General features: G+C 61.3%; 23 protein-coding genes. 16 read left to right on the forward strand and 7 right to left on the reverse strand.

Annotation, left to right across the window (positions count from 1 at the left end; translation table 11 throughout):
• Positions 1 to 5: 5 nt before the first annotated feature.
• The 4 genes from crcB to ACL9RJ_RS23250 are packed head-to-tail and all read right to left on the reverse strand — an operon-like array spanning position 6 to position 4,878.
• Positions 6 to 380, reverse strand: coding sequence for a fluoride efflux transporter CrcB (crcB, locus tag ACL9RJ_RS23235; RefSeq protein ID WP_177088262.1), 375 nt, complete (start codon positions 378 to 380; stop codon positions 6 to 8).
• Positions 377 to 1,702, reverse strand: coding sequence for a replication-associated recombination protein A (locus ACL9RJ_RS23240; protein WP_177118297.1), 1,326 nt, complete (start codon positions 1,700 to 1,702; stop codon positions 377 to 379). Before ACL9RJ_RS23240 ends, crcB begins: the two co-directional genes overlap by 4 nt.
• A gap of 19 nt (positions 1,703 to 1,721) precedes the next feature.
• Positions 1,722 to 2,345: an outer membrane lipoprotein chaperone LolA gene (gene lolA, locus ACL9RJ_RS23245; protein WP_017123855.1), complete on the reverse strand. Its 624-nt coding sequence runs from the start codon at positions 2,343 to 2,345 to the stop codon at positions 1,722 to 1,724.
• A gap of 58 nt (positions 2,346 to 2,403) precedes the next feature.
• Positions 2,404 to 4,878, reverse strand: coding sequence for a DNA translocase FtsK (locus tag ACL9RJ_RS23250; RefSeq protein ID WP_370591000.1), 2,475 nt, complete (start codon positions 4,876 to 4,878; stop codon positions 2,404 to 2,406).
• 236 nt (positions 4,879 to 5,114) lie between these two features.
• Here ACL9RJ_RS23250 and trxB point away from each other — a divergent pair, with 236 nt between their 5' ends.
• The 4 genes from trxB (at position 5,115) to infA (ending at position 7,917) form a co-directional block, all read left to right on the forward strand.
• Complete coding sequence (gene trxB, locus ACL9RJ_RS23255) at positions 5,115 to 6,065, forward strand: thioredoxin-disulfide reductase (RefSeq protein WP_177088258.1); 951 nt, start codon at positions 5,115 to 5,117, stop codon at positions 6,063 to 6,065.
• Positions 6,066 to 6,074: 9 nt separating this feature from the next.
• Complete coding sequence (gene aat / locus ACL9RJ_RS23260; RefSeq protein ID WP_177088256.1) at positions 6,075 to 6,755, forward strand: leucyl/phenylalanyl-tRNA--protein transferase; 681 nt, start codon at positions 6,075 to 6,077, stop codon at positions 6,753 to 6,755.
• Between the two features lie 55 nt (positions 6,756 to 6,810).
• Positions 6,811 to 7,518, forward strand: coding sequence for an arginyltransferase (locus ACL9RJ_RS23265; RefSeq protein WP_178991472.1), 708 nt, complete (start codon positions 6,811 to 6,813; stop codon positions 7,516 to 7,518).
• A 180-nt stretch (positions 7,519 to 7,698) separates the two neighbouring features.
• The gene (gene infA / locus ACL9RJ_RS23270; RefSeq protein ID WP_002553999.1) at positions 7,699 to 7,917 is read left to right on the forward strand and encodes a translation initiation factor IF-1; all 219 of its coding nucleotides are present in this window, start codon (positions 7,699 to 7,701) and stop codon (positions 7,915 to 7,917) included.
• Between the two features lie 245 nt (positions 7,918 to 8,162).
• Here the strand turns inward: infA and clpA are convergent, their stop codons facing one another.
• Complete coding sequence (gene clpA / locus ACL9RJ_RS23275; protein ID WP_017123850.1) at positions 8,163 to 10,433, reverse strand: ATP-dependent Clp protease ATP-binding subunit ClpA; 2,271 nt, start codon at positions 10,431 to 10,433, stop codon at positions 8,163 to 8,165.
• 28 nt (positions 10,434 to 10,461) lie between these two features.
• Positions 10,462 to 10,824 (reverse strand): ATP-dependent Clp protease adapter ClpS, encoded by a 363-nt coding sequence (clpS, locus tag ACL9RJ_RS23280; RefSeq protein WP_017123849.1) that lies wholly within the window; start codon positions 10,822 to 10,824, stop codon positions 10,462 to 10,464.
• Between the two features lie 227 nt (positions 10,825 to 11,051).
• Here clpS and cspD point away from each other — a divergent pair, with 227 nt between their 5' ends.
• Positions 11,052 to 11,351: a cold shock domain-containing protein CspD gene (gene cspD, locus ACL9RJ_RS23285; RefSeq protein WP_244861833.1), complete on the forward strand. Its 300-nt coding sequence runs from the start codon at positions 11,052 to 11,054 to the stop codon at positions 11,349 to 11,351.
• A 49-nt stretch (positions 11,352 to 11,400) separates the two neighbouring features.
• On the opposite strand, the gene icd is transcribed toward cspD, so the two are convergent.
• Complete coding sequence (icd, locus tag ACL9RJ_RS23290) at positions 11,401 to 12,657, reverse strand: NADP-dependent isocitrate dehydrogenase (protein ID WP_017123847.1); 1,257 nt, start codon at positions 12,655 to 12,657, stop codon at positions 11,401 to 11,403.
• A 503-nt stretch (positions 12,658 to 13,160) separates the two neighbouring features.
• Between icd and ACL9RJ_RS23295 the strand changes: the two genes are divergently transcribed.
• The 11 genes from ACL9RJ_RS23295 to ACL9RJ_RS23345 all read left to right on the forward strand — a co-directional run bounded on the left by ACL9RJ_RS23295 (position 13,161) and on the right by ACL9RJ_RS23345 (position 25,291).
• Entirely contained in the window at positions 13,161 to 15,386 is a 2,226-nt protein-coding gene (locus ACL9RJ_RS23295) for an NADP-dependent isocitrate dehydrogenase (protein WP_177106773.1), read from the forward strand.
• A 156-nt stretch (positions 15,387 to 15,542) separates the two neighbouring features.
• Positions 15,543 to 15,989 (forward strand): NUDIX hydrolase, encoded by a 447-nt coding sequence (locus ACL9RJ_RS23300; protein ID WP_177118295.1) that lies wholly within the window; start codon positions 15,543 to 15,545, stop codon positions 15,987 to 15,989.
• A 60-nt stretch (positions 15,990 to 16,049) separates the two neighbouring features.
• Positions 16,050 to 17,180, forward strand: coding sequence for a tRNA 2-thiouridine(34) synthase MnmA (gene mnmA / locus ACL9RJ_RS23305; RefSeq protein ID WP_422765710.1), 1,131 nt, complete (start codon positions 16,050 to 16,052; stop codon positions 17,178 to 17,180).
• On the forward strand, positions 17,177 to 17,800 hold the full coding sequence (hflD, locus tag ACL9RJ_RS23310) for a high frequency lysogenization protein HflD (protein WP_017123843.1): 624 nt from the start codon (positions 17,177 to 17,179) through the stop codon (positions 17,798 to 17,800). Before mnmA ends, hflD begins: the two co-directional genes overlap by 4 nt.
• Before the next feature lie 115 nt (positions 17,801 to 17,915).
• Positions 17,916 to 19,286 carry an adenylosuccinate lyase gene (purB, locus tag ACL9RJ_RS23315; protein ID WP_177088254.1) on the forward strand — a complete coding sequence of 457 codons (1,371 nt, stop codon included), beginning with the start codon at positions 17,916 to 17,918 and terminating at the stop codon, positions 19,284 to 19,286.
• Positions 19,287 to 19,370: 84 nt separating this feature from the next.
• Positions 19,371 to 20,537, forward strand: a complete 1,167-nt coding sequence (locus ACL9RJ_RS23320) for a JmjC domain-containing protein (protein WP_422765711.1) — start codon at positions 19,371 to 19,373, stop codon at positions 20,535 to 20,537.
• Positions 20,530 to 20,955, forward strand: a complete 426-nt coding sequence (locus ACL9RJ_RS23325) for a GNAT family N-acetyltransferase (RefSeq protein WP_177088252.1) — start codon at positions 20,530 to 20,532, stop codon at positions 20,953 to 20,955. The genes ACL9RJ_RS23320 and ACL9RJ_RS23325 overlap by 8 nt, the downstream gene beginning before the upstream one ends.
• Positions 20,956 to 21,093: 138 nt before the next feature.
• Positions 21,094 to 21,855, forward strand: coding sequence for a secretin N-terminal domain-containing protein (locus tag ACL9RJ_RS23330; protein ID WP_017123839.1), 762 nt, complete (start codon positions 21,094 to 21,096; stop codon positions 21,853 to 21,855).
• Positions 21,856 to 22,363: 508 nt separating this feature from the next.
• The gene (gene aceA / locus ACL9RJ_RS23335; RefSeq protein ID WP_017123838.1) at positions 22,364 to 23,689 is read left to right on the forward strand and encodes an isocitrate lyase; all 1,326 of its coding nucleotides are present in this window, start codon (positions 22,364 to 22,366) and stop codon (positions 23,687 to 23,689) included.
• A gap of 503 nt (positions 23,690 to 24,192) precedes the next feature.
• Positions 24,193 to 24,606: an NADH-quinone oxidoreductase subunit A gene (locus ACL9RJ_RS23340; RefSeq protein WP_010444610.1), complete on the forward strand. Its 414-nt coding sequence runs from the start codon at positions 24,193 to 24,195 to the stop codon at positions 24,604 to 24,606.
• Between the two features lie 10 nt (positions 24,607 to 24,616).
• On the forward strand, positions 24,617 to 25,291 hold the full coding sequence (locus ACL9RJ_RS23345) for a NuoB/complex I 20 kDa subunit family protein (RefSeq protein WP_017123836.1): 675 nt from the start codon (positions 24,617 to 24,619) through the stop codon (positions 25,289 to 25,291).
• The last annotated feature ends 35 nt before the right edge of the window (positions 25,292 to 25,326 follow it).

The raw sequence follows: 25,326 nt of genomic DNA on the forward strand, positions 1-25,326 counted from the left end.
GTTATTCAGAGTTTGGTCAAGGACAGGCCGGCCCAGGTCGCGAGCAGCCCGCCGAATACGCTGAGGGCCACATAGCCCAGAGCCAGGAGGCCCTGCCCGCTTTCCAGCAGGCGCACCGTATCCAGTGAAAAGGATGAAAATGTGGTCAGGCCGCCGACAAACCCCACGATCAGGCCGGCGCGGATTTCAACCGGGACCTCGGGGCGCAGCAAAAACAGGCCGTAGAGCACGCCAATCACCAGGCAGCCCACGATATTAACGGCCAACGTCGCGGTATAGAAGTGCTTCGGCCAATTGGCGTTGATCAGATTGCCCGTGGCAAAGCGCACCAGGGTGCCGACGATACCGGCGACGGACACGGCAAGTACGGTACGAATCAAGTCTTTCTCCGTTGTTTCGGGCTTTTGCGATCGAGCGCGGCAAGATGGTTGAGCTTTTCGCCGATCTTCAGTTCCAGGCCACGCGGGACCGGCTGGTAGAAGGGTTGTGGTTCGAGTTCTTCGGGAAAGTAGTCTTCGCCGGCCGCATAGGCGTCGGGCTCGTCATGGGCATAACGGTACTCGTCGCCATAACCCAGCTGTTTCATCAGCTTGGTCGGGGCATTGCGCAGGTGCAGCGGCACTTCCAGCGAACCGTGCTCGGCGGCGCTGCGCATGGCGGCCTTGAAGCCCATGTACACCGCGTTGCTTTTCGGCGCGCAGGCCAGATAGGTAATGGCCTGGGCCACCGCCAGCTCGCCTTCGGGGCTGCCGAGCCGTTCCTGCACATCCCAGGCCGCCAGGCACAGGCTCAACGCCCGCGGATCGGCATTGCCGATATCCTCGCTGGCCATGCGCACCACGCGCCGCGCCAGGTACAGCGGATCGCAACCGCCGTCGAGCATCCGCGCGAACCAGTAGAGCGCGCCGTCCGGGTTGGAGCCGCGTACCGATTTGTGCAAGGCGGAAATCTGGTCGTAGAAGGCCTCGCCCCCCTTGTCGAAGCGCCGCCGGGTATCGCCCAGCAGGCTTTGCAGCAGTTCGACGCCGATCTCACTGCCGTCCTCGGCCAGGTCGGAGGCGTTTTCCAGCAGGTTGAGCAGGCGGCGGCCATCGCCGTCCGCCGCCGACAACAGCATCTTGAAACCTTCGTCGCCCAGGCTCAGCTGACGCTTGCCCAACCCACGTTCTTCCGTCAGCGCCCGCTGCACCAGCTTGTTCAGGGCGGCTTCGTCGAGGCTCTTGAGCACATAGACGCGGGCCCGGGACAACAGCGCGTTGTTGAGTTCGAACGACGGGTTTTCGGTGGTGGCGCCGATAAAGATCAGCGTGCCGTCCTCGACATAAGGCAGGAAGGCATCCTGCTGGGATTTGTTGAACCGATGGACTTCGTCGACAAACAGGATGGTGCGCTTGCCGTACTGCCCGGCCTGCTGCTTGGCGACCTCCACCGCCTGACGGATCTCCTTGACCCCGGCCAACACCGCCGACACGGTTTCGAAGTGTGCATCCGAGACTTCCGCCAGCAACCGCGCCAGGGTGGTCTTGCCCACCCCTGGCGGCCCCCAGAAGATCATCGAATGCAGCGCGCCCTGCTCCAGGGCTTCGCGCAACGGCTTGCCCCGGGCCAGCAGGTGTTCCTGGCCGACGTACTCATCCAGGTTGGTCGCCCGCAGACGGGCGGCCAGGGGCTGAGCGATCGGGGCACGGCTAAACAGGTCCATGGGCTGCGTTTGAAACCTCTTATTCCTGGATGACGTCAGCACCCTTGGGGATGTCGAACTTGAACTTGGAAGCCGCAATCGGCTCGTTGGCCTTGACCCCGGTGAACAGCAGGTTGGTACGCTGGCCGACGCTGTCGATCAGTTGCATGTCATTGACCAGGCCGTTGCGGAACGACAGGCGCAGGCTGTCGAACAGAGTGTCCTTGGTTTTCGGCTTGAGAATGAAGTCGATCACGCCGCCAGCTTCCTTGGCGCTGATATCGAAGCTTTCGCTGATCTTCGACACATCACCGGACAACAGCAGGGCCGGGGTCTGGGTCAGGCGCAGGTCAAGCTTCTTGATGGTCACCTGTTCCAGGTCCGGGTCCCACAGGGTGACCTTCTGGCCATCGGAGATCATGGTCTGTTCCTGGGGCGCATCGGTGTGCCAGTAGAACAGGCCCGGGCGCTGCAGGGACATCTCACCGGCGGTTTCCTGCAACTGGGTGCCGCTGCCATCCAGGGTCAGCTGGGAGAACCGCGCCGTCAGGGTCTGAGACTTTTCGAGCAACTGTGTCAGGCGCGCCACATCCTTCTGGTCGGCATGGGCCGACAAGGTGGTCAACGCCAGAACCGGCAACAACAGCATGCGGATAAGACGCATGGGAGTCCTCATGGAATTCGTTTGAAAGGCATGCCGCGTGACCTCACGCGGCACAGGATCAGTCGCGCATCGGCCCTGGCGCAAGCACTTCGCGCGAGCCGTTGGTGTTCATGGCTGTCACCACCCCGGCCATTTCCATGGCCTCGATCATGCGGGCAGCCCGGTTGTAGCCGATCTTCAGCTTGCGCTGGACCGCGGAAATCGAGGCCCGGCGGCTTTCCAGGACGAACTGCACGGCTTCGTCGTACAGCGCATCGGTCTCGGCATCGTCGTCACCGCCGCCACCGCCGCCATTTTCAAAGCCGCTGCCGGCTTCTTCGACACCGTTGAGGATATCGTCGTTGTACTCCGGCGCACCGCGCAGCTTCCAGGCTTCGACCACCCGGTGTACCTCGTCGTCGGACACGAACGCGCCGTGGACCCGGATCGGCAGGCTGGTGCCCGGCGGCATGTAGAGCATGTCACCATGCCCCAGCAACTGCTCGGCGCCGCCCTGGTCGATAATGGTCCGGGAGTCGATCTTGCTCGACACCTGGAAGGCCATGCGGGTCGGGATGTTGGCCTTGATCAGACCGGTGATCACGTCCACCGAGGGCCGCTGGGTCGCGAGGATCAGGTGGATACCGGCCGCCCGCGCCTTCTGCGCGATACGGGCGATCAGTTCCTCGACCTTCTTGCCGACGATCATCATCATGTCGGCGAATTCGTCGACCACCACGACGATGGTCGGCAGCTTGGTCAGCAACGGTGCTTCGTCGTGGATGCTTTCGCGGTTGTACAGCGGGTCGGCAATCGGCTCGCCGCGCTCCTGGGCTTCCTTGATCTTGGCATTGAAGCCCGACAGGTTGCGCACGCCCATCTTCGCCATCAGCTTGTAGCGCCGCTCCATCTCGGCGACGCTCCAGCGCAGGGCGTTGGCGGCGTCCTTCATGTCGGTGACCACCGGGCACAGCAGGTGCGGAATGCCTTCGTAGATCGACAGTTCGAGCATCTTCGGGTCGATCATGATCAGCTTGGCGTCTTCCGGGCCGGACTTGAACAGGATCGACAGGATCATCGCGTTCACACCCACCGACTTACCGGAACCGGTGGTACCGGCCACCAGCAGGTGCGGCATCTTCGCCAGATCGGTGATCACCGGCCGGCCGCCGATATCGTGGCCCAGGGCCAGGGTGACCGGCGACTTGAAGTTGTCGTACTCGGGGGTCGACAACACCTCGGAGAAGCGCACGATCTGCCGGTCTTCGTTGGGAATCTCGATACCGACGGTGGTCTTGCCGGGAATCACTTCCACCACCCGCACGCTGGTCACCGCCAGCGAACGCGCCAGGTCCTTGGCCAGGTTGGCGATACGGCTGACCTTGACGCCAGCGGCCGGCTGGATTTCGTAACGGGTGATCACCGGGCCGGGATGGATCGAATCCACCGACACTTCGACCCCGAATTCCTTGAGCTTGATTTCCAGCAGGTGGCCGACGGCCGCCAGGGATTCCGGGGAGTAATTGAGCTGTTTCTTCTCGGCCGGGTCGAGAATCGAGATCGGCGGCAAGGTGCCTTCGACCGCGCTGTCGATGAACAGCGGCGCCTGTTTCTCTTTCTCCACGCGCTTGCTCGGCTGCGGCGGCTTGACCGGTGCCGGGGCGATCACCGGCGGAACGTGTTTCTCCCGCTCGGACATGTGTTTGCTCAGGGCCTGCTCACGCTCGATCAGGCGTTCCTTGGCCTTGGCCTGCTCGCGCTTGTCGGCGATGCTCGGGGCCACCACTTCCTCGACCCGGGTATCGACTTCCCGCAGTTGCGCCACCAGTTGCTTGCGCTCGGTACGCGCCGCCCACCAGCGATTCAGCGCGCCCTGGAACAGCTCGAAGAGGTCCAGGGTGATCTTGCCGGTAACGTCCATGACCTTGAACCATGACAGGTCGGTAAACACCGTCAGGCCAAACAGGAACAGGGCAATGAACAGCAGCGTGCTGCCCTGGATGTTCAGGGCATTGCGGGCCAGGTCGCCCAGGCTTTCGCCCAGCGCCCCGCCGGCACCGGCCGGCAGGCCGGTCGGTGAATGGAAATGGATGTGCGCCAGCGCGGCGCCGGACAGGACCAGGAACACCAGGCCAATCAACCGCCAGGAAAACAGCCAGCCGCTCCACTGCCAGGGCTCATGGCGCTGACGGAAGATCTGCCAGGTCTTGATCGCCAGCAACAGCGGGAACACGTAGGCGAAGTAACCCAACACCATGAACAGGATATCGGCGCTGTAGGAACCGGCAGGCCCGCCGAAGTTCTGCACATCGTCGATCTTGCTGTTGTGACTCCAACCCGGATCGTCCTTGCCATAGGTAAGCAAGGCCATCATCAGGAACAGGCACAAGGCACCGATGGCAATCAGCGCGCCTTCCTTGAGACGATAGTGCAGTTGCTGACGCCAGAGCGGCACGACTGCTTTAGGGGGTGTAGCGGTGGATTTCTTCAAAACGCGTCTTTTCCTGCGCCCAAGGCGCGCCCAGCTGTTGATTGACGACAAAATACTGCCCATTCGGGGCAGGTGAACAGTTCTCTGGCTCTACCTGGACTATTTTCAATATCAGTCCTTTGTATGATCGGCACTTGCCACTTCAGAAACTATCATCGTTACATGATGGACATTGTACGGGTTTACACGCCCGATGCCACGCCGTTGCCGCTTGGGTGTAGCATAGCCAACGGCGCTTTTCATGCTCTTCAATTTGAGCATGCATTCTCTTTTGTGACAAAGGCTTATGAGGTGTTTTTATGAGCGAAGCCAAGCATTCACGCCTGATCATCCTGGGCTCCGGCCCCGCCGGTTACAGCGCTGCCGTTTATGCCGCCCGTGCCAACCTCAAGCCTGTCGTCATTACCGGCCTGCAAGCCGGCGGTCAACTGACCACCACCACCGAAGTCGACAACTGGCCAGGCGATGTCGAGGGCCTGACCGGTCCGGTCCTGATGGAACGCATGCAGAAACACGCCGAGCGTTTCGATACCGAGATCGTCTACGACCACATTCACACCGCGGAGTTGCAGCAGCGGCCGTTTATCCTCAAGGGTGACAACGGTATCTACAGCTGCGACGCCTTGATCATCGCCACCGGTGCCTCCGCGCAGTACCTGGGCCTGCCCTCCGAGGAGGCCTTTGCCGGCAAGGGCGTTTCGGCCTGCGCCACCTGCGACGGCTTTTTCTATCGCAATCAGGTCGTCGCCGTCGTCGGCGGCGGCAATACCGCCGTCGAGGAAGCACTTTACCTGGCCAATATCGCCAAGGAAGTGCACCTGGTGCACCGGCGTGACAAATTGCGCTCGGAGAAGATCCTCCAGGACAAGCTCTTTGAAAAGGCCGCCAACGGCAATATCCGCCTGCACTGGAACCAGAACCTGGACGAAGTGCTCGGCGACGCGAGCGGCGTGACCGGTGCCCGCCTGCGCGACAGCCTGAGCGGCGAAACCAGCGAGTTGTCGCTGGCCGGCGTGTTCATCGCCATCGGCCACAAGCCCAATACCGATCTGTTCCAGGGCCAGCTGGCCATGCGTGACGGCTATCTGCAGGTGCGGGGTGGCAGCGAAGGCAATGCCACGGCGACGGAAATCCCCGGGGTGTTCGCCGCCGGCGATGTCGCCGACCATGTCTATCGCCAGGCCATCACGTCGGCGGGTGCCGGCTGCATGGCGGCGCTGGATGCCGAGAAGTACCTGGACGATAACTGATTGAATGCCATGCTGACCTGGTTACAACGCGACTCCCTGACATTCCCCCCGCTGGCCAAGGCCATGCGCGAACCCAACGGGCTGCTGGCCGCTGGCGGCGACCTGTCCGCCGATCGGCTGATCCAGGCCTATCGCCACGGCTGTTTTCCGTGGTTTTCCGAGGGCCAGCCGATTCTCTGGTGGTCACCGGACCCGCGGACCGTGCTGTTTCCCGACGAACTGCATGTCTCGCGCAGCCTGGGCAAGCTGCTGCGCCAGCAGCGCTATCAGGTTACCTTCGATCGCGACTTCGCCGCCGTCATCCAGGCCTGTGCGGCGCCACGCGCCTACGCCGACGGTACCTGGATCACCGGGGCGATGCAGAATGCCTACCTGCAACTGCATGAGCGCGGTTTCGCCCATTCGGTCGAGGTCTGGGACCAGGACCAACTGGTCGGCGGCCTGTACGGCCTGGCGATGGGCCAGCTGTTTTTCGGCGAATCCATGTTCAGCCGCGCCGACAACGCCTCGAAAGTCGGCTTCGCGACCCTGGTCAACCACCTGAAGGCCGCGGGCTTTGTCCTGATCGACTGCCAGATGCCCACCGACCACCTGCACAGTCTCGGCGCCCGGGCGATTCCCCGCAGCACTTTTGCCGACTACCTGCGCCACCATCTCGACCAGCCCAACACGGCCCTGTGGGTTTCCTAGGCGAGTTCCACAGGCTGGCTTACACTTAATTCAAAGCTTATTCCGAGGGTTGATCATGACCGAGCTGGCGCGTTTGAAGTTTTATGCCACTCAACCCCACTCTTGCAGCTATCTGCCCGAAGAGCAGGCCACCACGCTGTTCCTCGACCCTAGCCAGCCCATGGACGTGCATGTCTACGCAGACCTGTCGGAGATGGGATTTCGTCGCAGCGGCGATCACCTCTACCGGCCCCATTGCCAGAATTGCAACGCCTGCGTGCCGGCGCGCATCCCCGTGTCGCAGTTCCTGCCCAACCGCCAGCAGAAACGCATCCTCAAGCGCAACATGGATCTCCAGGTGCGGGCCGCCAAGCCCGGGTTCAGCGAAGAGTACTTCGACCTGTACCAGCGCTATATCGAGCAACGCCACGCCGATGGCGACATGTTCCCGCCCAGTCGGGACCAGTTCTCGACTTTCCTGGTGCGTGACCTGCCCTTTTCACGGTTCTACGAGTTTCGCCTGGAAGGCCGGCTGGTCGCCGTGGCGGTGACCGACCTGCTGCCCAACGGCCTCTCGGCGGTCTACACCTTCTACGAACCGAACGAAGAACGCCGCAGCCTAGGTCGCTACGCGATTCTCTGGCAGATCGGCGAAGCCCATCGGATGGGCCTGGACGCGGTCTATCTCGGGTACTGGATCAAGAACTGCAAGAAAATGAACTACAAGACCCAGTATCGCCCGATCGAACTGCTGATCAACCAGCGTTGGGTGACCCTCAGTTAACCCCCCTCCCCTCGCAAAAACACCCGCATTCCGGCGACAGACGTCGCCGGAAACGCCTGGTTATTTTCGCCGGCACCACTAACCACTTGGCGTGAAGGTGGTTTTTCGGGCACAATGCACGCCGCTTTTGCCTGGCGCAGTTGCACCGGGCCATTCACTGGACACCGAGGGCTTTACTGCATGTCGAAAGAAGACAGCTTCGAAATGGAAGGCACTGTCGTCGACACCCTGCCCAACACCATGTTTCGCGTGGAGTTGGAAAATGGGCACGTCGTAACCGCGCATATCTCCGGCAAGATGCGCAAGAACTACATCCGTATTCTTACCGGTGACAAAGTGCGCGTCGAGCTGACGCCCTATGACTTGAGCAAAGGGCGCATCACCTACCGCGCCCGCTAATCAGGTCAATACAAGACGCCCGGCACCGCCGGGCGTTTTTGTTTGCGCATTTTTTGCCCCCCCCCTGAAATCTTTCTTCTGTGGGAGCCGGCTTGCCGGCGATGAGGCCTGCGAGCCTTGCAGCGCTTGATCGGCCGTCATCGCCGGCAAGCCGGCTCCCACAAAGGAAGGCAAGGTATTCTCAGGTTCGCAGACACAACAAAGGCGCCCGAAGGCGCCTTTGTCTGGTACTGCATCAGCCCGGATCAGGCCATTTCAGCCGTGGTTTCGAAGTCGAAGGTCAGCTCGCCATCCTTGATGTCGATGTGTACCACACCGCCATGGTCGGACAACTCGCCAAACAGGATCTCCTCGGCCAGTGGACGCTTGATCTTGTCCTGGATCAGGCGGGCCATCGGACGTGCACCCATGGCCGCATCGTAGCCACCTTCGGCCAGCCAGCTGCGAGCCGCGTCGGTCACTTCCAGCTGTACGCGCTTGTCTTCCAGCTGCGCCTGAAGCTCGGTAAGGAACTTGTCCACCACGCTCTTGATCACCTCATGGCTGAGGCGACCAAACTGGATAATGGTATCCAGGCGGTTGCGGAACTCCGGCGTGAAGCTCTTCTTGATCACTTCCATGGCATCGGACGAGTGGTCCTGATGAGTGAAGCCGATCGACGCCCGGGCCGCGGTTTCAGCACCGGCGTTGGTGGTCATGATCACGATCACGTTACGGAAGTCGGCCTTGCGCCCGTTGTTGTCGGTCAGGGTCCCGTGGTCCATGACCTGCAGCAGCAGGTTGAAGACTTCCGGGTGGGCCTTCTCGATTTCATCGAGCAGCAGCACGCAATGCGGTTGCTTGGTAATCGCTTCGGTCAGCAAGCCGCCCTGGTCGAAACCGACGTAGCCCGGAGGCGCACCGATCAGACGCGATACGGTGTGACGCTCCATGTACTCGGACATGTCGAAACGCACCAGCTCGATACCCATCGCCTTGGCCAGCTGCCGTGCCGCTTCGGTCTTGCCGACACCGGTAGGACCGGCGAACAGGAACGAACCGACCGGCTTGTCCGGCGATTTCAGCCCGGCACGGGACAGCTTGATGGCTGTCGACAGCGAGTCGATGGCCGCGTCCTGACCGAATACGGTGAGCTTCAGGTCGCGCTCGAGGTTACGCAACAGTTCCTTGTCGGAGCTGGTGACGTGTTTCGGCGGAATCCGCGCGATTTTCGCGACGATATCCTCGACCTGGGGCACTTCGATGCGCTTCACCCGCTTCTCGACCGGCTGCAGGCGCTGGTAAGCCCCCGCCTCGTCGATCACGTCGATGGCCTTGTCCGGCATATGCCGATCATTGATGTAGCGCGAAGCCAGCTCAGCCGCCGCACGCAACGCCTCGTCGCTGTATTCGATGTTGTGGTGCTGCTCGAAACGGCCTTTCAGGCCGCGCAGGATACCGATGGTGTCTTCGACCGAAGGCTCGGACACGTCGACCTTCTGGAAGCGCCGGGCCAGGGCACGGTCCTTCTCGAAGATGCCGCGGAATTCCTGGAAGGTGGTCGAGCCGATGCAACGGATATCACCCGAGGACAGCAGCGGCTTGAGCAGGTTCGAGGCATCCATGACGCCACCGGACGCGGCACCCGCACCAATGATGGTGTGGATCTCGTCGATGAACAGGATCGCCTGCGGACGTTTTTTCAGCTCGCCGAGCAACGCCTTGAAGCGCTTCTCGAAGTCGCCGCGATATTTGGTACCGGCCAGCAGGGCCCCCAGGTCGAGGGAATAGACGACGCTGTTGGCCAGCAGGTCCGGCACCTGGTTGTCGACGATGCGCTTGGCGAGGCCTTCGGCGATCGCGGTCTTGCCCACGCCCGCCTCACCCACCAGCAACGGGTTGTTCTTGCGCCGGCGCGCAAGGATCTGCGCCACGCGCTCGACTTCCATCTCGCGGCCGACCAGTGGATCGATACGCCCCTGGCGTGCCAGCTCGTTGAGGTTGCTGGCATACGCATCCAGGGGATTGCCTGAAGATGAAGACTCACCGCCCTCTTCGTCCTGCATATCCTGCTCGCCTTCGGAGTGATCGCCGTGCCCGGGCACCTTGGAGATGCCATGGGCGATGTAGTTGACGACATCGATACGCGCAACGCTTTGCTGCTTGAGCAGGAACACCGCCTGGCTTTCCTGTTCGCTGAAGATCGCGACAAGCACGTTGGCGCCCGTCACTTCGCGCTTACCGGAGCTCTGCACATGGAATACGGCACGTTGCAGGACACGCTGGAAGCCCAGGGTCGGCTGGGTTTCGCGATCTTCGTCATGAACGGGGATCAACGGCGTGGTGGAGTCGATGAACTCCTGCAGATCGTGCTTGAGTTTGTCGAGGTTCGCACCACAGGCCCGTAGAACGGTTGCGGCGGCCTCATTATCCAAAAGGGCCAGCAGGAGATGCTCGACCGTCATGAATTCATGACGCTTCGAACGGGCCTCCTTGAAGGCTAGATTGAGGGTGACTTCGAGCTCGCGGTTTAACATAGTTCACCTCATACCCAAGTGGTCGGCGTTAACCGTCCTTCTCGATTTCACAGAGTAGCGGATGCTGGCTTTCCCTGGCGTACTGGTTGACCTGCATGGCCTTGGTCTCGGCGATGTCGCGGGTAAACACTCCACATACTGCCCGTCCTTCTGTATGAACTGCCAGCATGACCTTGGTAGCCAGCTCGCGATTCAGGTTAAAAAACACCTCGAGCACTTCGACGACGAAATCCATCGGCGTGTAGTCATCGTTGAACAAAACCACCTTGTACATCGGCGGCGCCTGCAATGCAGGCTTTGCTTCCTGTATGGCAATGCCCGCGGAATCGTCGTCGTGGAAATCCGGGCGATCCTGATTGAATGTTAGTCGAATCTGGCTGATTGCATGCATGGAAAGAAAGGTTCTGTCAGTTGAGCTGTTGCAGTAATGGGGACGTTTCGGACAGTTTCAATACCGACCGAAAGGCCACCTTGACTATCGGCAAATCGGTGTTACAACCAATAGAGCCCACATTGGGTAATAAAGGTCCATATCGTCAACCATTTTTCTGGTTCACGTAGTGAAGGATGAACTGGATGATACTCCAGTGATGGGGTCGTTTGCAGAGGGATATGAGCATGCCGAGCGGTAAGGTCAAGTGGTTCAACAACGCCAAGGGCTATGGTTTCGTCCTGGAAGAAGGCAAGGATGAAGACTTGTTTGCCCATTACTCAGCCATCAAGATGGATGGCTACAAAACCCTTAAGGCTGGCCAGGCAGTGAGCTTTAAGATCATCCAGGGCCCCAAGGGACTGCATGCGGTCGATATCACGGCAGTAGTCGCACCCACCGTGTCGCCCCACGCACATCATCATGACCATGATCACCACCATGAAGACAACAACGTCCAGTCCAAACCGATAAAAGCCAAGGCATAAAAAATACCCGGTTCAATCACTTGAACCGGGTATTTTTTCACCGCTCGATCTACATGTGCCTGATCAGCGCATCACCAAAGCCGGAAGAAGACACCAGCGTCGCCCCCTCCATCAGTCGCTCGAAATCATAGGTTACAGTTTTCGCGCCGATCGCGCCGTTGGTCCCCTTGATGATCAGGTCGGCCGCCTCGGTCCAGCCCATGTGACGCAGCATCATTTCCGCGGAAAGGATCAGCGAACCAGGGTTTACCTGATCCTTGCCAGCGTACTTGGGCGCGGTACCATGGGTCGCCTCGAACATGGCGACGGTATCGGACAGGTTGGCCCCTGGCGCGATACCGATACCTCCCACCTCGGCCGCCAGGGCGTCGGACAGGTAGTCACCGTTCAGGTTGAGGGTGGCGATCACGTCGTACTCGGCCGGGCGCAGCAGGATCTGCTGGAGCATGGCGTCGGCGATGGCGTCCTTGACCACGACATTGCGGCCGGTCTTCGGATTCTTGAACTGCATCCACGGACCGCCGTCGAGCAGCGTCGCGCCGAACTCCTCGGCCGCCACTTCGTAGGCCCACTCCTTGAAGGCTCCTTCGGTGAACTTCATGATATTGCCCTTGTGGACGATGGTCAGCGACTTGCGATCATTGTCGACAACATATTGCAGGGCCTTGCGCGCCAGGCGCTTGGTGCCCTCTTTCGATACCGGCTTGACGCCGATACCGCAATCCTGGTCGAAACGGATCTTGGTGACGCCCATTTCTTCCTTGAGGAACTTGATGACCTTGTTCGCTTCCGCAGAACCGGCCTTCCACTCGATCCCGGCATAGATGTCTTCGGAGTTTTCGCGAAAGATCGTCATGTCGACATCGCCGGGCTTTTTCACCGGGCTCGGTACGCCTTCGAACCAGCGCACCGGACGCAGGCAGACATACAGGTCGAGTTGCTGGCGCAGAGCCACGTTGAGGGAGCGGATACCACCACCCACCGGAGTGGTCAGGGGCCCCTTGATGGAGACCACGTAGTCCTTGACCGCATCGAGGGTTTCCTGGGGCAGCCAGGTGTCCTGGTCATAGACCTGGGTGGCCTTTTCACCGGCATAGACTTCCATCCAGGAGATCTTGCGCTTGCCGCCGTAGGCCTTTTCGACAGCCGCGTCGACGACCTTGATCATCACCGGGCTGATATCGACGCCAATACCGTCACCTTCGATGAAGGGGATGATCGGGTGATCAGGAACATTGAGAGAGTGGTCTGCATTGACGGTGATTTTGTCACCGACGGCCGGAACCTGAATCTTCTTGTATCCCATGTTGTACTCCATCTATGGATTGAACATCTGGCTGTGTTCGAGCCTACCCCAGTTAAATGTAGACGGAAACCTCGACCACCCCCATTTGCGCTGAAACGCCGTCAGTTCGCGGCGTACAAGCCTGAAATCAAAGGGAAAAGCGCCAATCTCCAGCATTTGCCAGCCGCATCCGCCGCTTTTGCCCGTGCGACCTTTAGACCAATGGACGAAAAGAGTTGTTTATGAACCCTCGGCGCTTTGCCAGCAACCTATGTATAATCGCGCCGCTGACCGTAGGGTCACGACGGCCGACCTCTCCCAGCTACCGAAATGTAGCCGAGACTTTCCGCCCAGAAGCCGGGCTGTTACCGCAGTCCGACCGCTTGACGCTCGACTGATGCAACCCAACATCACCGCGAAGAAACCTCGATATTCGGCTCATGGACGACTTTGAACGAACGCGCTTATCCGGCGCATCTCGAGTTTCTGCGCATGCTTTAGCAAAGAAGAGAGTTAATCCGAATATGCCCACCCGCTCGAAGATCATCTACACCTTCACCGACGAAGCTCCCGCCCTCGCCACCTATTCACTGTTGCCTATCGTAGAGGCCTTTACCGCTTCGGCTGATATCGCCGTGGAAACCCGCGATATCTCGCTGGCCGGACGTATTCTTTCGAGCTTCCCTGAACAACTGGGCGCCAAGGCCGTGCCGGATCACCTCGCCGAGCTGGGCGAGCTGGCCATCACGCCAGAAGCCAACATCATCAAGCTGCCGAACATCAGCGCCTCGGTTCCACAACTGCAGGCTGCGATCAAGGAACTGCAAGCCCAGGGCTTCAACATCCCCGACTACCCGGAAACCGTGAGCACCGACGCCGAGAAAGACGCTCGCGCCCGCTACGACAAGGTCAAGGGCAGCGCCGTGAACCCGGTCCTGCGCGAAGGCAACTCCGACCGTCGCGCACCACTGTCGGTCAAGAACTACGCCCGCAAGCACCCGCACAAGATGGGCGCCTGGGCCGCGGACTCCAAGTCCCACGTCGCGCACATGAGCAACGGCGACTTCTACGGCAGCGAAAAAGCCGCCCTGATCGATGCCGCCGGCAGCGTCAAGATCGAACTGATCGCCCAGGACGGCACCTCCAGCGTCCTGAAAGAGAAGACCAGCGTACAAGCCGGTGAGATCCTCGACTGCGCCGTGCTGAGCAAGAACGCCCTGCGCAGCTTCATCGCCGCCGAAATCGAAGACGCCAAGCAACAAGGCGTCCTGCTGTCGGTTCACCTGAAAGCCACCATGATGAAGGTCTCCGACCCGATCATGTTCGGCCAGATCGTTGCCGAGTTCTACAAGGACGCCCTGGCCAAGCACGCCGACGTCCTGGCCCAGATCGGCTTCAACCTGAACAACGGTATCGGCGACCTGTACGCCCGCATCAAGGCCCTGCCGGCCGAGCAGCAGGCACAGATCGAAGCGGACATCCAGGCGGTCTACGCCGTTCGTCCGGCGCTGGCCATGGTCAACTCCGACAAGGGCATCACCAACCTGCACGTGCCGAGCGACGTCATCGTCGACGCCTCGATGCCAGCCATGATCCGTGACTCCGGCAAGATGTGGGGCACCGACGGCCAACTGCACGACACCAAGGCCGTGATCCCGGATCGTTGCTACGCCACCATCTACCAGGCGGTGATCGAAGACTGCAAGCAGCACGGCGCCTTCGATCCGACCACCATGGGCAGCGTGCCGAACGTTGGCCTGATGGCGAAGAAAGCCGAAGAGTACGGCTCCCACGACAAGACCTTCCAGATCAAGGCCGACGGCGTGGTCCGGGTTTCCGACAACACCGGTCGCACCCTGCTGGAACAGGCCGTGGAAGCTGGCGACATCTTCCGCATGTGCCAGACCAAGGACGCGCCGATCCAGGACTGGGTCAAGCTGGCCGTCAACCGCGCCCGCGCAAGCAGCACCCCGGCGATCTTCTGGCTCGACCCGATGCGCGCCCACGACGGCGTGGTGATCGAGAAGGTCCAGACCTACCTGAAGGATCACGACACCAGCGGCCTGGACATCCAGATCATGTCGCCGGTCGACGCGATGAAGTTCACCCTGGCCCGCACCCGCGAAGGCAAGGACACCATCTCGGTGACCGGTAACGTCCTGCGCGACTACCTGACCGACCTGTTCCCGATCATGGAACTGGGCACCAGCGCGAAGATGCTGTCGATCGTTCCGCTGATGAATGGCGGCGGCCTGTTCGAAACCGGCGCCGGCGGTTCGGCACCCAAGCACGTTCAGCAACTGGTGGAAGAGAACTTCCTGCGCTGGGACTCCCTGGGTGAATTCCTGGCCCTGGCCGCTTCCCTGGAACACCTGGGCGTGACCTACAACAACCCGAAAGCCCTGGTGCTGTCGAAGACCCTGGACCAGGCCACCGGCCTGTTCCTCGACAACAACAAGTCGCCATCGCGCAAAGTCGGCAACATCGACAACCGCGGCAGCCACTTCTACCTGGCGCTGTACTGGGCCCAGGCCCTGGCCGCCCAGAGCGAAGACACCGCGCTGCAAGGCCAGTTCACCCAGCTGGCCAAGACCCTGACCGAGAACGAGGCGACCATCGTTGCCGAACTCAACGCCGTGCAGGGCAAGCCAGTCGACATCGGCGGCTACTACCACGCCAGCGCCGAGCTGATCAGCAAGGCCATGCGTCCGAGCGCCACCCTCAACGCGGCAATCGCCGCGCTGGTGTAAGCGTTCAGGAAACATCACAAACCCCGGCCTGGTGCCGGGGTTTGTGTTTGCGGCCCGAGCATTCATCGATCCGCGAATACAAATCCTGTGGAAGCCGGCTCCTGCACGGGACCGCGCTCGCCTTATGATGGCCTCCCACCCAACGGAGCACTCCCTATGGAATGGCAACCCCATATCACCGTCGCCACCGTTGTCGAAGACAACGGGCGCTTCCTGCTCGTCGAAGAACTGCAAAACGGACGGGCGGTCTTCAACCAGCCGGCCGGTCACCTCGATCCCGACGAGAGCCTGAACGAAGCGGCCATCCGCGAAACCCTGGAAGAAACCGGTTGGGATGTCGAACTGACCGGCGTCATCGGCATCTACCTGTACACCGCTCCCAGCAACGGCGTGACCTACCAGCGCGTGTGCTTTGCCGCCAAGCCACTGCGGCACCGCCCCGATTACCCACTGGACGACGGTATCATCGGCCCGCGCTGGCTGACCCGCGACGAATTGCTGGCCCTGCGCCCGCAGTGGCGCAGCGAACTGATCATCCGCTGTATCGACGATTATCGGGCAGGCCCGCTGCACAGTCTCGAACTGATCCGCCCTTCTCTTTAGCCTTGCGGGCGCGGGCCTGTTAGAATCGCGTCCTTTTTCGAAGACACTCATTGAATCCCTATGCGTGATCCAGCTTCCCTCGCCCCAGAAAACCTGCGCGTCATTGTCGGCATGTCCGGCGGCGTGGACTCTTCCGTTTCCGCCGTCCTGCTGATGGAGCAGGGCTACCAGGTGGAAGGCCTGTTCATGAAGAACTGGGAGGAAGACGACGGAACGGAGTACTGCACCGCCATGGACGACCTGGCGGACGCCCAGGCCGTGTGCGACAAGATCGGCATCAAGCTGCACACCGCCAACTTCGCCGCCGAGTACTGGGACAACGTGTTCGAGCACTTCCTGGCCGAATACAAGGCCGGCCGCACGCCGAACCCGGACATCCTCTGCAACCGCGAAATCAAGTTCAAGGCGTTCCTCGACTACGCCCTGATGCTCGGTGCCGACCTGATCGCCACCGGCCACTACGTGCGCCGCCGCGACATCGACGGGCGCACCGAACTGCTCAAGGGCCTGGACCCGAACAAGGACCAGAGCTACTTCCTGCACGCCGTCGGCGGCGAACAGATCGCCAAGACGCTGTTCCCGGTCGGCGAACTGGAAAAGCCCGCCGTGCGCGCGATTGCCGAGAAACATGGCCTGGCGACCGCCAAGAAAAAGGATTCCACCGGGATCTGCTTTATCGGCGAGCGGCGCTTCAGCGACTTCCTCAAGCAGTACCTGCCGGCCCAGCCCGGCGAGATCAAGACCACCGATGGTGAAGTCATCGGCCGTCACCACGGCCTGATGTATCACACCATCGGCCAACGCCAGGGCCTGGGCATCGGCGGCCTCAAGGACGCCGGCGACGAGCCGTGGTATGTGCTGGTCAAGGACCTGGAACACAACGAGCTGATCGTCGGCCAGGGTAACGAGCACCCGCTGCTGTTCTCCCGCGCCCTGCTCGCCTCCGAGATATTCTGGGTCAACCCGGTCGACCTGAGCAGCCCGCGCAAGCTGACCGCCAAGGTCCGTTACCGCCAGGGCGACCAGCACTGCACCCTGGAAAAAACCGCCAGCGGCTATCGCGCAGTGTTCGAAGAGCCCCAGCGTGCCGTGACGCCGGGCCAGTCCGTGGTGTTATACGACGGGGAAATCTGCCTGGGCGGCGGCGTGATCGAAGTCGCCGAGCCCTGGACCAGCGGAGCGCGCCCATGAGCCCGACCCAGGAGCAACTGACAGCACTGGGCGGTGTGTTTCTCGCGGCGGTTCTGGTGGACAAGATTGCCAAGACCGGCCAGTCCAGCGAGGCCGGCCTGAGCTGCATGCTCGGCAGCCTGCTGATCCGCGACCCCAAGGACACCCTGGAAGTCTACGGTGGCGACGACATCAACCTGCGCGACGGCTACCGCGCACTGATCGGCGCCCTCGAGCGCGACCCGAGCGCCCTGCAGCGCGAGCCGCTGCGCTATGCCCTGTCGATGCTCGGCCTGGAGCGCCAGCTGGCCAAGCGCGACGACATGCTGGAAATCATCGGCAAGCGCCTGCCGCAGATCCAGTCCCAGGTAGAACACTTCGGCCCGGCCCATGAAAATGTGGTGGCCGCCTGTGGCGCGCTGTACCAGGACACCCTGAGTACCCTGCGCCAGCGGATCCAGGTACACGGCGACATGCGCAACCTGCAACAGCCGAGCAACGCCTCGAAGATCCGCGCCCTGCTGCTGGCCGGTATCCGCTCGGCCCGCCTGTGGCGCCAGCTGGGCGGCCATCGCTGGCAGCTGGTGATCAGCCGGCGCAAGCTGCTCAAGGAACTCTATCCGTTGATGCGTAGCGCCTGAGGCCATCGACGGAGCTGTAAAAGCGCGATACGCCGGTCAGTTGGCAACGGACCGGCGGATTTTTTCATGTATGATACGCGCCCCATTTCGTTGCCCGACTGTCCGAGAACACCCCATGCAGCTTTCTTCGCTCACTGCGGTTTCCCCTGTTGACGGCCGCTACGCCGGCAAAACCCAGGCCCTGCGCCCTATTTTCAGCGAATACGGCCTGATCCGTGCTCGCGTCCTGGTGGAAGTACGCTGGCTCCAGCGCCTGGCCGCCCATCCTGCGATCACTGAAGTCCCGGCGTTTTCCGCCGAAGCCAACGCGGTATTGAATACCCTGGCCGAGAACTTCTCCCTGGAGCACGCCGAGCGCGTCAAAGAAATCGAGCGCACCACCAACCACGACGTCAAGGCGATCGAGTACCTGCTCAAGGAACAGGCCGCCAAGCTGCCTGAACTGGCCGCCGTCAGTGAATTCATCCACTTCGCCTGCACCAGCGAGGACATCAACAACCTGTCCCACGCCCTGATGCTGCGCGAAGGCCGTGACGACGTGCTGCTGCCGCTGATGCGCCAGATCGCCGAGGCCATCCGCGAACTGGCCCAGCGCTTCGCCACCGTGCCGATGCTGTCGCGCACCCACGGCCAGCCGGCTTCGCCGACCACCCTGGGCAAGGAACTGGCGAACGTCGTCTACCGCCTGGAGCGCCAGATCGCCCAGGTTGCCGCCGTGCCTCTGCTGGGCAAGATCAACGGCGCCGTGGGCAACTACAACGCCCACCTGTCGGCCTACCCGCAGGTCGACTGGGAAGCCAACGCCCGCGCCTTCATCGAAGACGAACTGGGCCTGGGCTTCAACCCCTACACCACCCAGATCGAACCGCACGACTACATCGCCGAGCTGTTCGATGCGATCGCGCGCTTCAACACCATCCTGATCGACTTCGACCGCGATATCTGGGGCTACATCTCCCTGGGCTACTTCAAGCAGCGCACCATCGCCGGCGAAATCGGTTCCTCGACCATGCCGCACAAGGTCAACCCGATCGACTTCGAAAACTCCGAAGGCAACCTGGGTATCGCCAACGCGCTGTTCCAGCACCTGGCCAGCAAGCTGCCGATCTCCCGCTGGCAGCGCGACCTGACCGACTCCACCGTGCTGCGCAACCTCGGCGTCGGCTTCGCCCACAGCGTCATCGCCTACGAAGCCAGCCTCAAGGGCATCGGCAAGCTGGAGCTGAACGAGCAGAAGATCGCCGCCGACCTGGACGCCTGCTGGGAAGTCCTGGCCGAGCCGATCCAGACCGTGATGCGCCGCTACAACATCGAAAACCCGTACGAAAAACTGAAAGAGTTGACTCGCGGCAAGGGCATCAGCCCTGAAGCGCTGCAGACTTTCATCGACGGGCTCGACATGCCTGCCGACGCCAAGGCCGAGCTGAAACAGCTGACCCCGGCCAACTACATCGGCAACGCCGTGGCCCAAGCCCAGCGTATCTGATCGTACGGCACCCGCTCTGAACGCCCGGCCGAGCCGGGCGTTTTTATTCCCGCATGGAAAACGCTTTTTTTCAATAGGTTACACATGAATCCTGATACTCCTCTTCAACTCCTGGGCGGCATCACTGCACGCGAATTCCTGCGCGACTACTGGCAGAAGAAACCGCTGCTGATCCGCCAGGCCATTCCTGACTTCGAAAGCCCGATCGACGCCGACGAGCTGGCCGGCCTGGCCCTGGAAGAAGAAGTCGAATCGCGCCTGATCATCGAACACGGCGAACGCCCCTGGGAACTGCGCCGCGGCCCGTTCGCCGAAGACGCCTTCAGCCAGTTGCCGGAGCGTGAGTGGACCCTGCTGGTGCAGGCGGTCGACCAGTTCGTACCGGAAGTCGCCGAGCTGCTGGAAAACTTCCGCTTCCTGCCGAGCTGGCGCATCGACGATGTGATGATCAGCTTTGCCGCCCCCGGTGGCAGCGTCGGTCCGCACTTCGACAACTACGACGTATTCCTGCTCCAGGGCCACGGCAAGCGCCACTGGAAGATCGGCCAGATGTGCGATTCCGACAGCGCCCTGCTGGAACACGCCGACCTGCGCATCCTCGCCGACTTCCAGGAAACCGCCGAGTGGACCCTGGAGCCGGGCGACATGCTCTACCTGCCGCCGCGCCTGGCCCACTGCGGCGTCGCCGCGGATGACTGCCTGACCTACTCGGTAGGCTTCCGCGCCCCGAGCGCCGCTGAAGTGCTGACCCACTTCACCGACTTCCTCAGTCAGTTCCTGCCGGACGAAGATCGCTACACCGACGCCGACGCACAGCCGGCCGCCGACCCGCACCAGATCCAGCACGACGCCCTCGACCGCCTGAAAAGCCTGCTGGCCGAACACATGAGCGACGAGCGCCTGCTGCTGACCTGGTTCGGCCAGTTCATGACCGAGCCGCGTTATCCGGAACTGGTGGTGGGCCCTGAACTCGAAGAAGAAGACCTGCTCGCCGGCCTGCAGGATGGCGCGGTGCTGATCCGCAACCCGAGCGCGCGCCTGGCCTGGTCGGAAGTCGATGACGACCTGCTGCTGTTCGCCAGCGGCCAGAGCCGCTACCTGCCGGGCAAGCTGCGCGAGCTGCTGAAAATGATCTGCGCGGCGGATGCCCTGCATGTCGACAACCTCGGCCACTGGCTGGACGATGAAGATGGACGCGGCCTGCTCTGCGAGCTGGTCAAACAAGGAAGCCTGGGATTTGCCGATGAATAGAATTCACGTACGTGTCGCGGACTGGCAAAAGGATAACGCCGAGATTCGGCGCATTCGTGAATCGGTCTTCATTGCCGAACAAGCCGTGCCGCCGGAACTCGAGTGGGACGCCGAAGACGCCAGCGCCGTGCATTTCCTGGCGTTCGAGGGCGACTTCCCGATCGGTACCGCGCGCCTGCTGCCCGACGGGCACATCGGGCGCGTCTCGGTCCTGCGCGACTGGCGCGGGTTGAAGGTCGGGGACGCACTGCTGCAGGCGACGATCGGCGAAGCCGAGAAACGCGGCCTCAAGCAACAGATGCTCAGCGCCCAGGTGCAGGCCACGGCGTTCTATGAACGGCATGGCTTCAGCATCGTCAGCGAGGAGTTTCTCGAAGCCGGGATTCCCCACGTCGACATGGTGCGCGGTTCCGCCTGAGACTCCCACCGATAACAAACTCCCCAAAAACGCCCCGTCTCCGGGGCGTTTTGCCGTGGGCGATTCAACTTGACCCACCAACAGCCGAGAAACTGTCAAACTCAATGCATTGCCCAGTCCAACGCGGAGATAACGGACATGTCCCTACGCACCCTCTTCAGCGGCCTGCTGCTGGCCTGTGCCTTCAGCGCCCAGGCAGCCACTGAAATCATCCCCCTGAACTACCGCACCAGCAGCGACCTGCTGCCTGTCGCCCAGAATTTCCTCGGCCAGGACGGCAAGGTCAGCGCCTATCAGAACCAGCTGATCGTCAACGCCGAGCCCGGCAAGATCAACGAACTGCGTGATTTCCTCGGCCAACTGGACAAGCCCGCCAAACGCCTGCTGATCAGCGTCGATACCAGCGAGAACAACGACCAGGGCGCCCAGGGCTACTCGATCAACGGCCAGGGCCAGACCCGCATCATCAGCCGCAGCACCGACAGCCGCGACGGCGGCATCCAGCAGGTTCAGGCCAGCGAAGGCACCCCGGCCCTGATCCAGGTGGGTCAGAGCGTGCCGCTGACCAGCAGTACCGGACAGCTCGACGCCTATGGCCGGCCACAGACCCAGACCCAGTATCGCAACGTCACCCAGGGGTTCTACGTCACCGCCAGCGTCACCGGAAACGTCGTGCACCTGGCCATCAGTACCAATCGTGACCGGATGAGCCAGGAGCGTCAGGATGTAGTGAACGTGCAAAGCACCGACACAACCGTCAGCGGACCGCTCGGCCAGTGGATCACCCTGGCGGGCGTCAACGGCCAGAGCCAGGCCGACCGCCAGGCGCTAACCCGCAGCTACTCTACCTCCAGCCGTAACGACATGACTTTGCGGGTGAAAGTCGACACCCTGGACTGAAGCCCCGAAAACTGACCGACGAGTCGTATTAGACCAAAGATGTAGTGCTTTGAAAAAAGCACTACAAAACGTTTGACGAGCCAAAAAACCGAAGGCATGATGGCCTCGCTCCCGCTAATCAGGGGCCCTGGCAAGGGCCTTCGGATCGCCGCTCTAACCTACCCACCTGAGCCGATTCGTGTCTGTACCGCCCACAAGGCGTGTTTGACGAGGTTGCGACTGGAACGAAGTTGTCCCGAGGGACGGAAGCGTAATAGGTAGAACGGCAAGAACTCCGAAGTCCGCACGAAGGCCCACGACGCCCCAATGCGCCCGAAGGATCGCCCTCGCCTCGCTCACTTTCCCCCTTGAGCCCATCGTTCAATCGTCGCCTTCCCCGCCAGACCGCACCTGAGCGCCTAAGCTTCTGGTCAGCGAGCAGCCGTCTGCACATGTCGTGCCTGCGGCGGAGCATGAATTTCCCACCCAAGAACGACTTTTTACAAAAGACGCGACGAGGTTTATCTCCATGGCACTGACACGCGAACAGCAAATTGCAGCCCTTGAAAAAGACTGGGCTGAAAACCCGCGCTGGAAAGGCGTGACACGCACTTACTCCGCCGCTGACGTGGTCCGCCTGCGTGGTTCGGTTCAACCCGAGCACACCCTGGCCCGCATGGGCGCCGAGAAGCTGTGGAACCTGGTCACCCAGGGCGCCAAGCCGTCCTTCCGTCCGGACAAGGACTTCGTCAACTGCATGGGCGCCCTGACCGGCGGCCAGGCCGTGCAACAAGTCAAGGCCGGTATCCAGGCGATCTACCTGTCGGGCTGGCAAGTGGCCGCGGACAACAACTCCGCCGAGTCGATGTACCCTGACCAGTCGCTGTACCCGGTGGACTCCGTACCGACCGTGGTCAAGCGCATCAACAACTCGTTCCGTCGCGCCGACCAGATCCAGTGGAAAGCCGGCAAGAACCCGGGCGACGATGGCTATATCGACTACTTCGCACCGATCGTGGCCGACGCCGAGGCCGGTTTCGGCGGTGTCCTGAACGCCTACGAGCTAATGAAGAGCATGATCGAGGCGGGCGCCGCCGGCGTGCACTTCGAAGACCAGCTGGCCTCCGTGAAGAAATGCGGCCACATGGGCGGCAAGGTCCTGGTACCGACCCAGGAAGCCGTGCAGAAGCTGACCGCTGCCCGCCTGGCCGCTGACGTCGCCGGCGTACCGACCATCATCCTGGCCCGTACCGACGCCAACGCCGCCGACCTGCTGACCTCCGACTGCGACCCGTACGATCAGCCGTTCGTGACCGGTACCCGCACCCAGGAAGGCTTCTACAAGGTCCGTGCCGGCCTCGACCAGGCCATCGCTCGCGGCCTGGCCTACGCGCCGTACGCCGACCTGATCTGGTGCGAAACCGCCAAGCCGGACCTGGACGAGGCCCGTCGCTTCGCCGAAGCGATCAAGAAGGAATACCCGGACCAGATCCTGTCCTACAACTGCTCGCCTTCCTTCAACTGGAAGAAGAACCTGGACGACGCGACCATCGCCAAGTTCCAGCGCGAACTGTCGGCCATGGGCTACAAGCACCAGTTCATCACCCTGGCGGGTATCCACAACATGTGGCACAGCATGTTCAACCTGGCGCACGACTACGCCCGCAACGACATGACCGCCTACGTCAAGCTGCAGGAGCAGGAATTCGCCGACGCCGCCAAGGGCTACACCTTCGTGGCGCACCAGCAGGAAGTGGGCACCGGCTACTTCGACGACATGACCACCGTGATCCAGGGCGGATCGTCCTCGGTGACCGCGCTGACCGGTTCGACCGAAGAAGAGCAGTTCCACTGAGTGACCGAGCAAGCGGCCATTCCAGGCCTTGTAAAACCTAACTGGAATGCCTGAAAAACTGATGCCCCGACTGGTTCGGGGCATTTTTTTTGCGCAAGGTATTGATCCAGGGCAGCCCGTACACCGACAGAACTCGCTAAAACAGCCCTCCCCGCAACTTTCATCGGTCTACTATATAAGGCAACTGGAAACATCAGGGCCACCGGTGACTGTTATCAAGACCACCCTAAACGATATCAATTATCATTTAACAAACGCTTTGTTCATTACAGCCCGGATAAAACATAATTAACCAAAAGCCACCTAATGCCCGCAGCGTATGGCCTGCGGGCCCTCCAGAGGTCGTTATGTCCTTATTCCATTAAATAATTTCGCTATAGGAATTTTACTTGCCGGGTGTTTAGCCATAAAATCACCGGGATTGATCGCGCTGCGACATATCGTCACTGCTTTGTTTCTTTTTCAAGCTCAGAGACCCTTGCTCTCTGTTAAGGATTACCCGCATGACCGAAGCGACCGGACTCATGGCCCACAACTGGGGCTTTGCCATTTTCCTGCTCGGCGTCGTCGGCCTCTGTGCCTTCATGCTCGGTCTTTCCAGCCTTCTCGGGTCAAAAGCCTGGGGACGCAGCAAAAACGAACCGTTCGAGTCCGGCATGCTGCCTACCGGTAGCGCCCGCTTGCGGCTCTCAGCCAAATTCTATCTGGTCGCGATGCTGTTCGTGATCTTCGATATCGAAGCCCTCTTTCTCTTTGCATGGTCTGTGTCCGTCCGCGAAAGCGGCTGGACCGGATTCGTCGAAGCTCTCGTTTTCATAGCAATTCTGTTGGCAGGTCTTGTCTACCTTTACCGAGTGGGGGCGCTTGATTGGGCTCCGCAAGCTCGTCAGAAGCGGCAGGCGAAGCTGAAACAATGAGGCTTTGGCAATGCAATACAATCTCACCAGAATCGACCCGGACGCTCCTAACGAGCAGTATCCGATCGGCGAACGGGAAACCGTTTCCGATCCGTTAGAAGATCAAGTCCACAAGAACATTTTCATGGGCAAGCTGGAAGACGTGCTGAGCGGCGCGGTCAACTGGGGGCGCAAGAACTCCCTGTGGCCGTACAACTTCGGCCTGTCCTGCTGCTACGTGGAAATGACCACTGCCTTCACGGCACCCCACGATATCGCACGCTTCGGCGCCGAAGTTATCCGGGCATCACCACGCCAGGCCGACTTCATGGTTATTGCCGGGACCTGCTTCGTGAAGATGGCCCCGATCATCCAGCGCCTGTACGAGCAGATGCTCGAACCGAAGTGGGTGATTTCCATGGGTTCGTGTGCCAACTCCGGTGGCATGTACGACATCTACTCCGTCGTTCAGGGGGTGGACAAGTTCCTGCCCGTGGACGTCTACGTGCCTGGCTGCCCGCCCCGCCCCGAGGCTTTCCTGCAAGGCTTGATGCTCTTGCAAGAGTCGATTGGCCAGGAGCGTCGCCCACTTTCCTGGGTCGTCGGTGACCAAGGCGTGTATCGCGCCGAGATGCCGTCGCAAAAGGAACAGCGCCGCGAACAGCGTATTCAGGTAACCAACCTGCGCAGCCCCGACGAAGTCTGATCCAGTCCTGCTTCTTATAAAGAAACGAGTACCTG

The organism is Pseudomonas sp. Mn2068, assembly GCF_049319725.1.
Taxonomy (GTDB): domain Bacteria; phylum Pseudomonadota; class Gammaproteobacteria; order Pseudomonadales; family Pseudomonadaceae; genus Aquipseudomonas; species Aquipseudomonas gingeri.

Bases quoted from the DNA above. Each gene is read 5' to 3' on its own strand.
- ACL9RJ_RS23240 (WP_177118297.1), bottom strand. From the start codon at position 1,702: ATGGACCTGTTTAGCCGTGCCCCGATCGCTCAGCCCCTGGCCGCCCGT.
- lolA (WP_017123855.1), bottom strand. From the start codon at position 2,345: ATGCGTCTTATCCGCATGCTGTTGTTGCCGGTTCTGGCGTTGACCACC.
- ACL9RJ_RS23250 (WP_370591000.1), bottom strand. From the start codon at position 4,878: ATGGGCAGTATTTTGTCGTCAATCAACAGCTGGGCGCGCCTTGGGCGC.
- trxB (WP_177088258.1), top strand. From the start codon at position 5,115: ATGAGCGAAGCCAAGCATTCACGCCTGATCATCCTGGGCTCCGGCCCC.
- aat (WP_177088256.1), top strand. From the start codon at position 6,075: ATGCTGACCTGGTTACAACGCGACTCCCTGACATTCCCCCCGCTGGCC.
- ACL9RJ_RS23265 (WP_178991472.1), top strand. From the start codon at position 6,811: ATGACCGAGCTGGCGCGTTTGAAGTTTTATGCCACTCAACCCCACTCT.
- infA (WP_002553999.1), top strand. From the start codon at position 7,699: ATGTCGAAAGAAGACAGCTTCGAAATGGAAGGCACTGTCGTCGACACC.
- clpA (WP_017123850.1), bottom strand. From the start codon at position 10,433: ATGTTAAACCGCGAGCTCGAAGTCACCCTCAATCTAGCCTTCAAGGAG.
- clpS (WP_017123849.1), bottom strand. From the start codon at position 10,824: ATGCATGCAATCAGCCAGATTCGACTAACATTCAATCAGGATCGCCCG.
- cspD (WP_244861833.1), top strand. From the start codon at position 11,052: ATGCCGAGCGGTAAGGTCAAGTGGTTCAACAACGCCAAGGGCTATGGT.
- icd (WP_017123847.1), bottom strand. From the start codon at position 12,657: ATGGGATACAAGAAGATTCAGGTTCCGGCCGTCGGTGACAAAATCACC.
- ACL9RJ_RS23295 (WP_177106773.1), top strand. From the start codon at position 13,161: ATGCCCACCCGCTCGAAGATCATCTACACCTTCACCGACGAAGCTCCC.
- ACL9RJ_RS23300 (WP_177118295.1), top strand. From the start codon at position 15,543: ATGGAATGGCAACCCCATATCACCGTCGCCACCGTTGTCGAAGACAAC.
- mnmA (WP_422765710.1), top strand. From the start codon at position 16,050: ATGCGTGATCCAGCTTCCCTCGCCCCAGAAAACCTGCGCGTCATTGTC.
- hflD (WP_017123843.1), top strand. From the start codon at position 17,177: ATGAGCCCGACCCAGGAGCAACTGACAGCACTGGGCGGTGTGTTTCTC.
- purB (WP_177088254.1), top strand. From the start codon at position 17,916: ATGCAGCTTTCTTCGCTCACTGCGGTTTCCCCTGTTGACGGCCGCTAC.
- ACL9RJ_RS23320 (WP_422765711.1), top strand. From the start codon at position 19,371: ATGAATCCTGATACTCCTCTTCAACTCCTGGGCGGCATCACTGCACGC.
- ACL9RJ_RS23325 (WP_177088252.1), top strand. From the start codon at position 20,530: ATGAATAGAATTCACGTACGTGTCGCGGACTGGCAAAAGGATAACGCC.
- ACL9RJ_RS23330 (WP_017123839.1), top strand. From the start codon at position 21,094: ATGTCCCTACGCACCCTCTTCAGCGGCCTGCTGCTGGCCTGTGCCTTC.
- aceA (WP_017123838.1), top strand. From the start codon at position 22,364: ATGGCACTGACACGCGAACAGCAAATTGCAGCCCTTGAAAAAGACTGG.
- ACL9RJ_RS23340 (WP_010444610.1), top strand. From the start codon at position 24,193: ATGACCGAAGCGACCGGACTCATGGCCCACAACTGGGGCTTTGCCATT.
- ACL9RJ_RS23345 (WP_017123836.1), top strand. From the start codon at position 24,617: ATGCAATACAATCTCACCAGAATCGACCCGGACGCTCCTAACGAGCAG.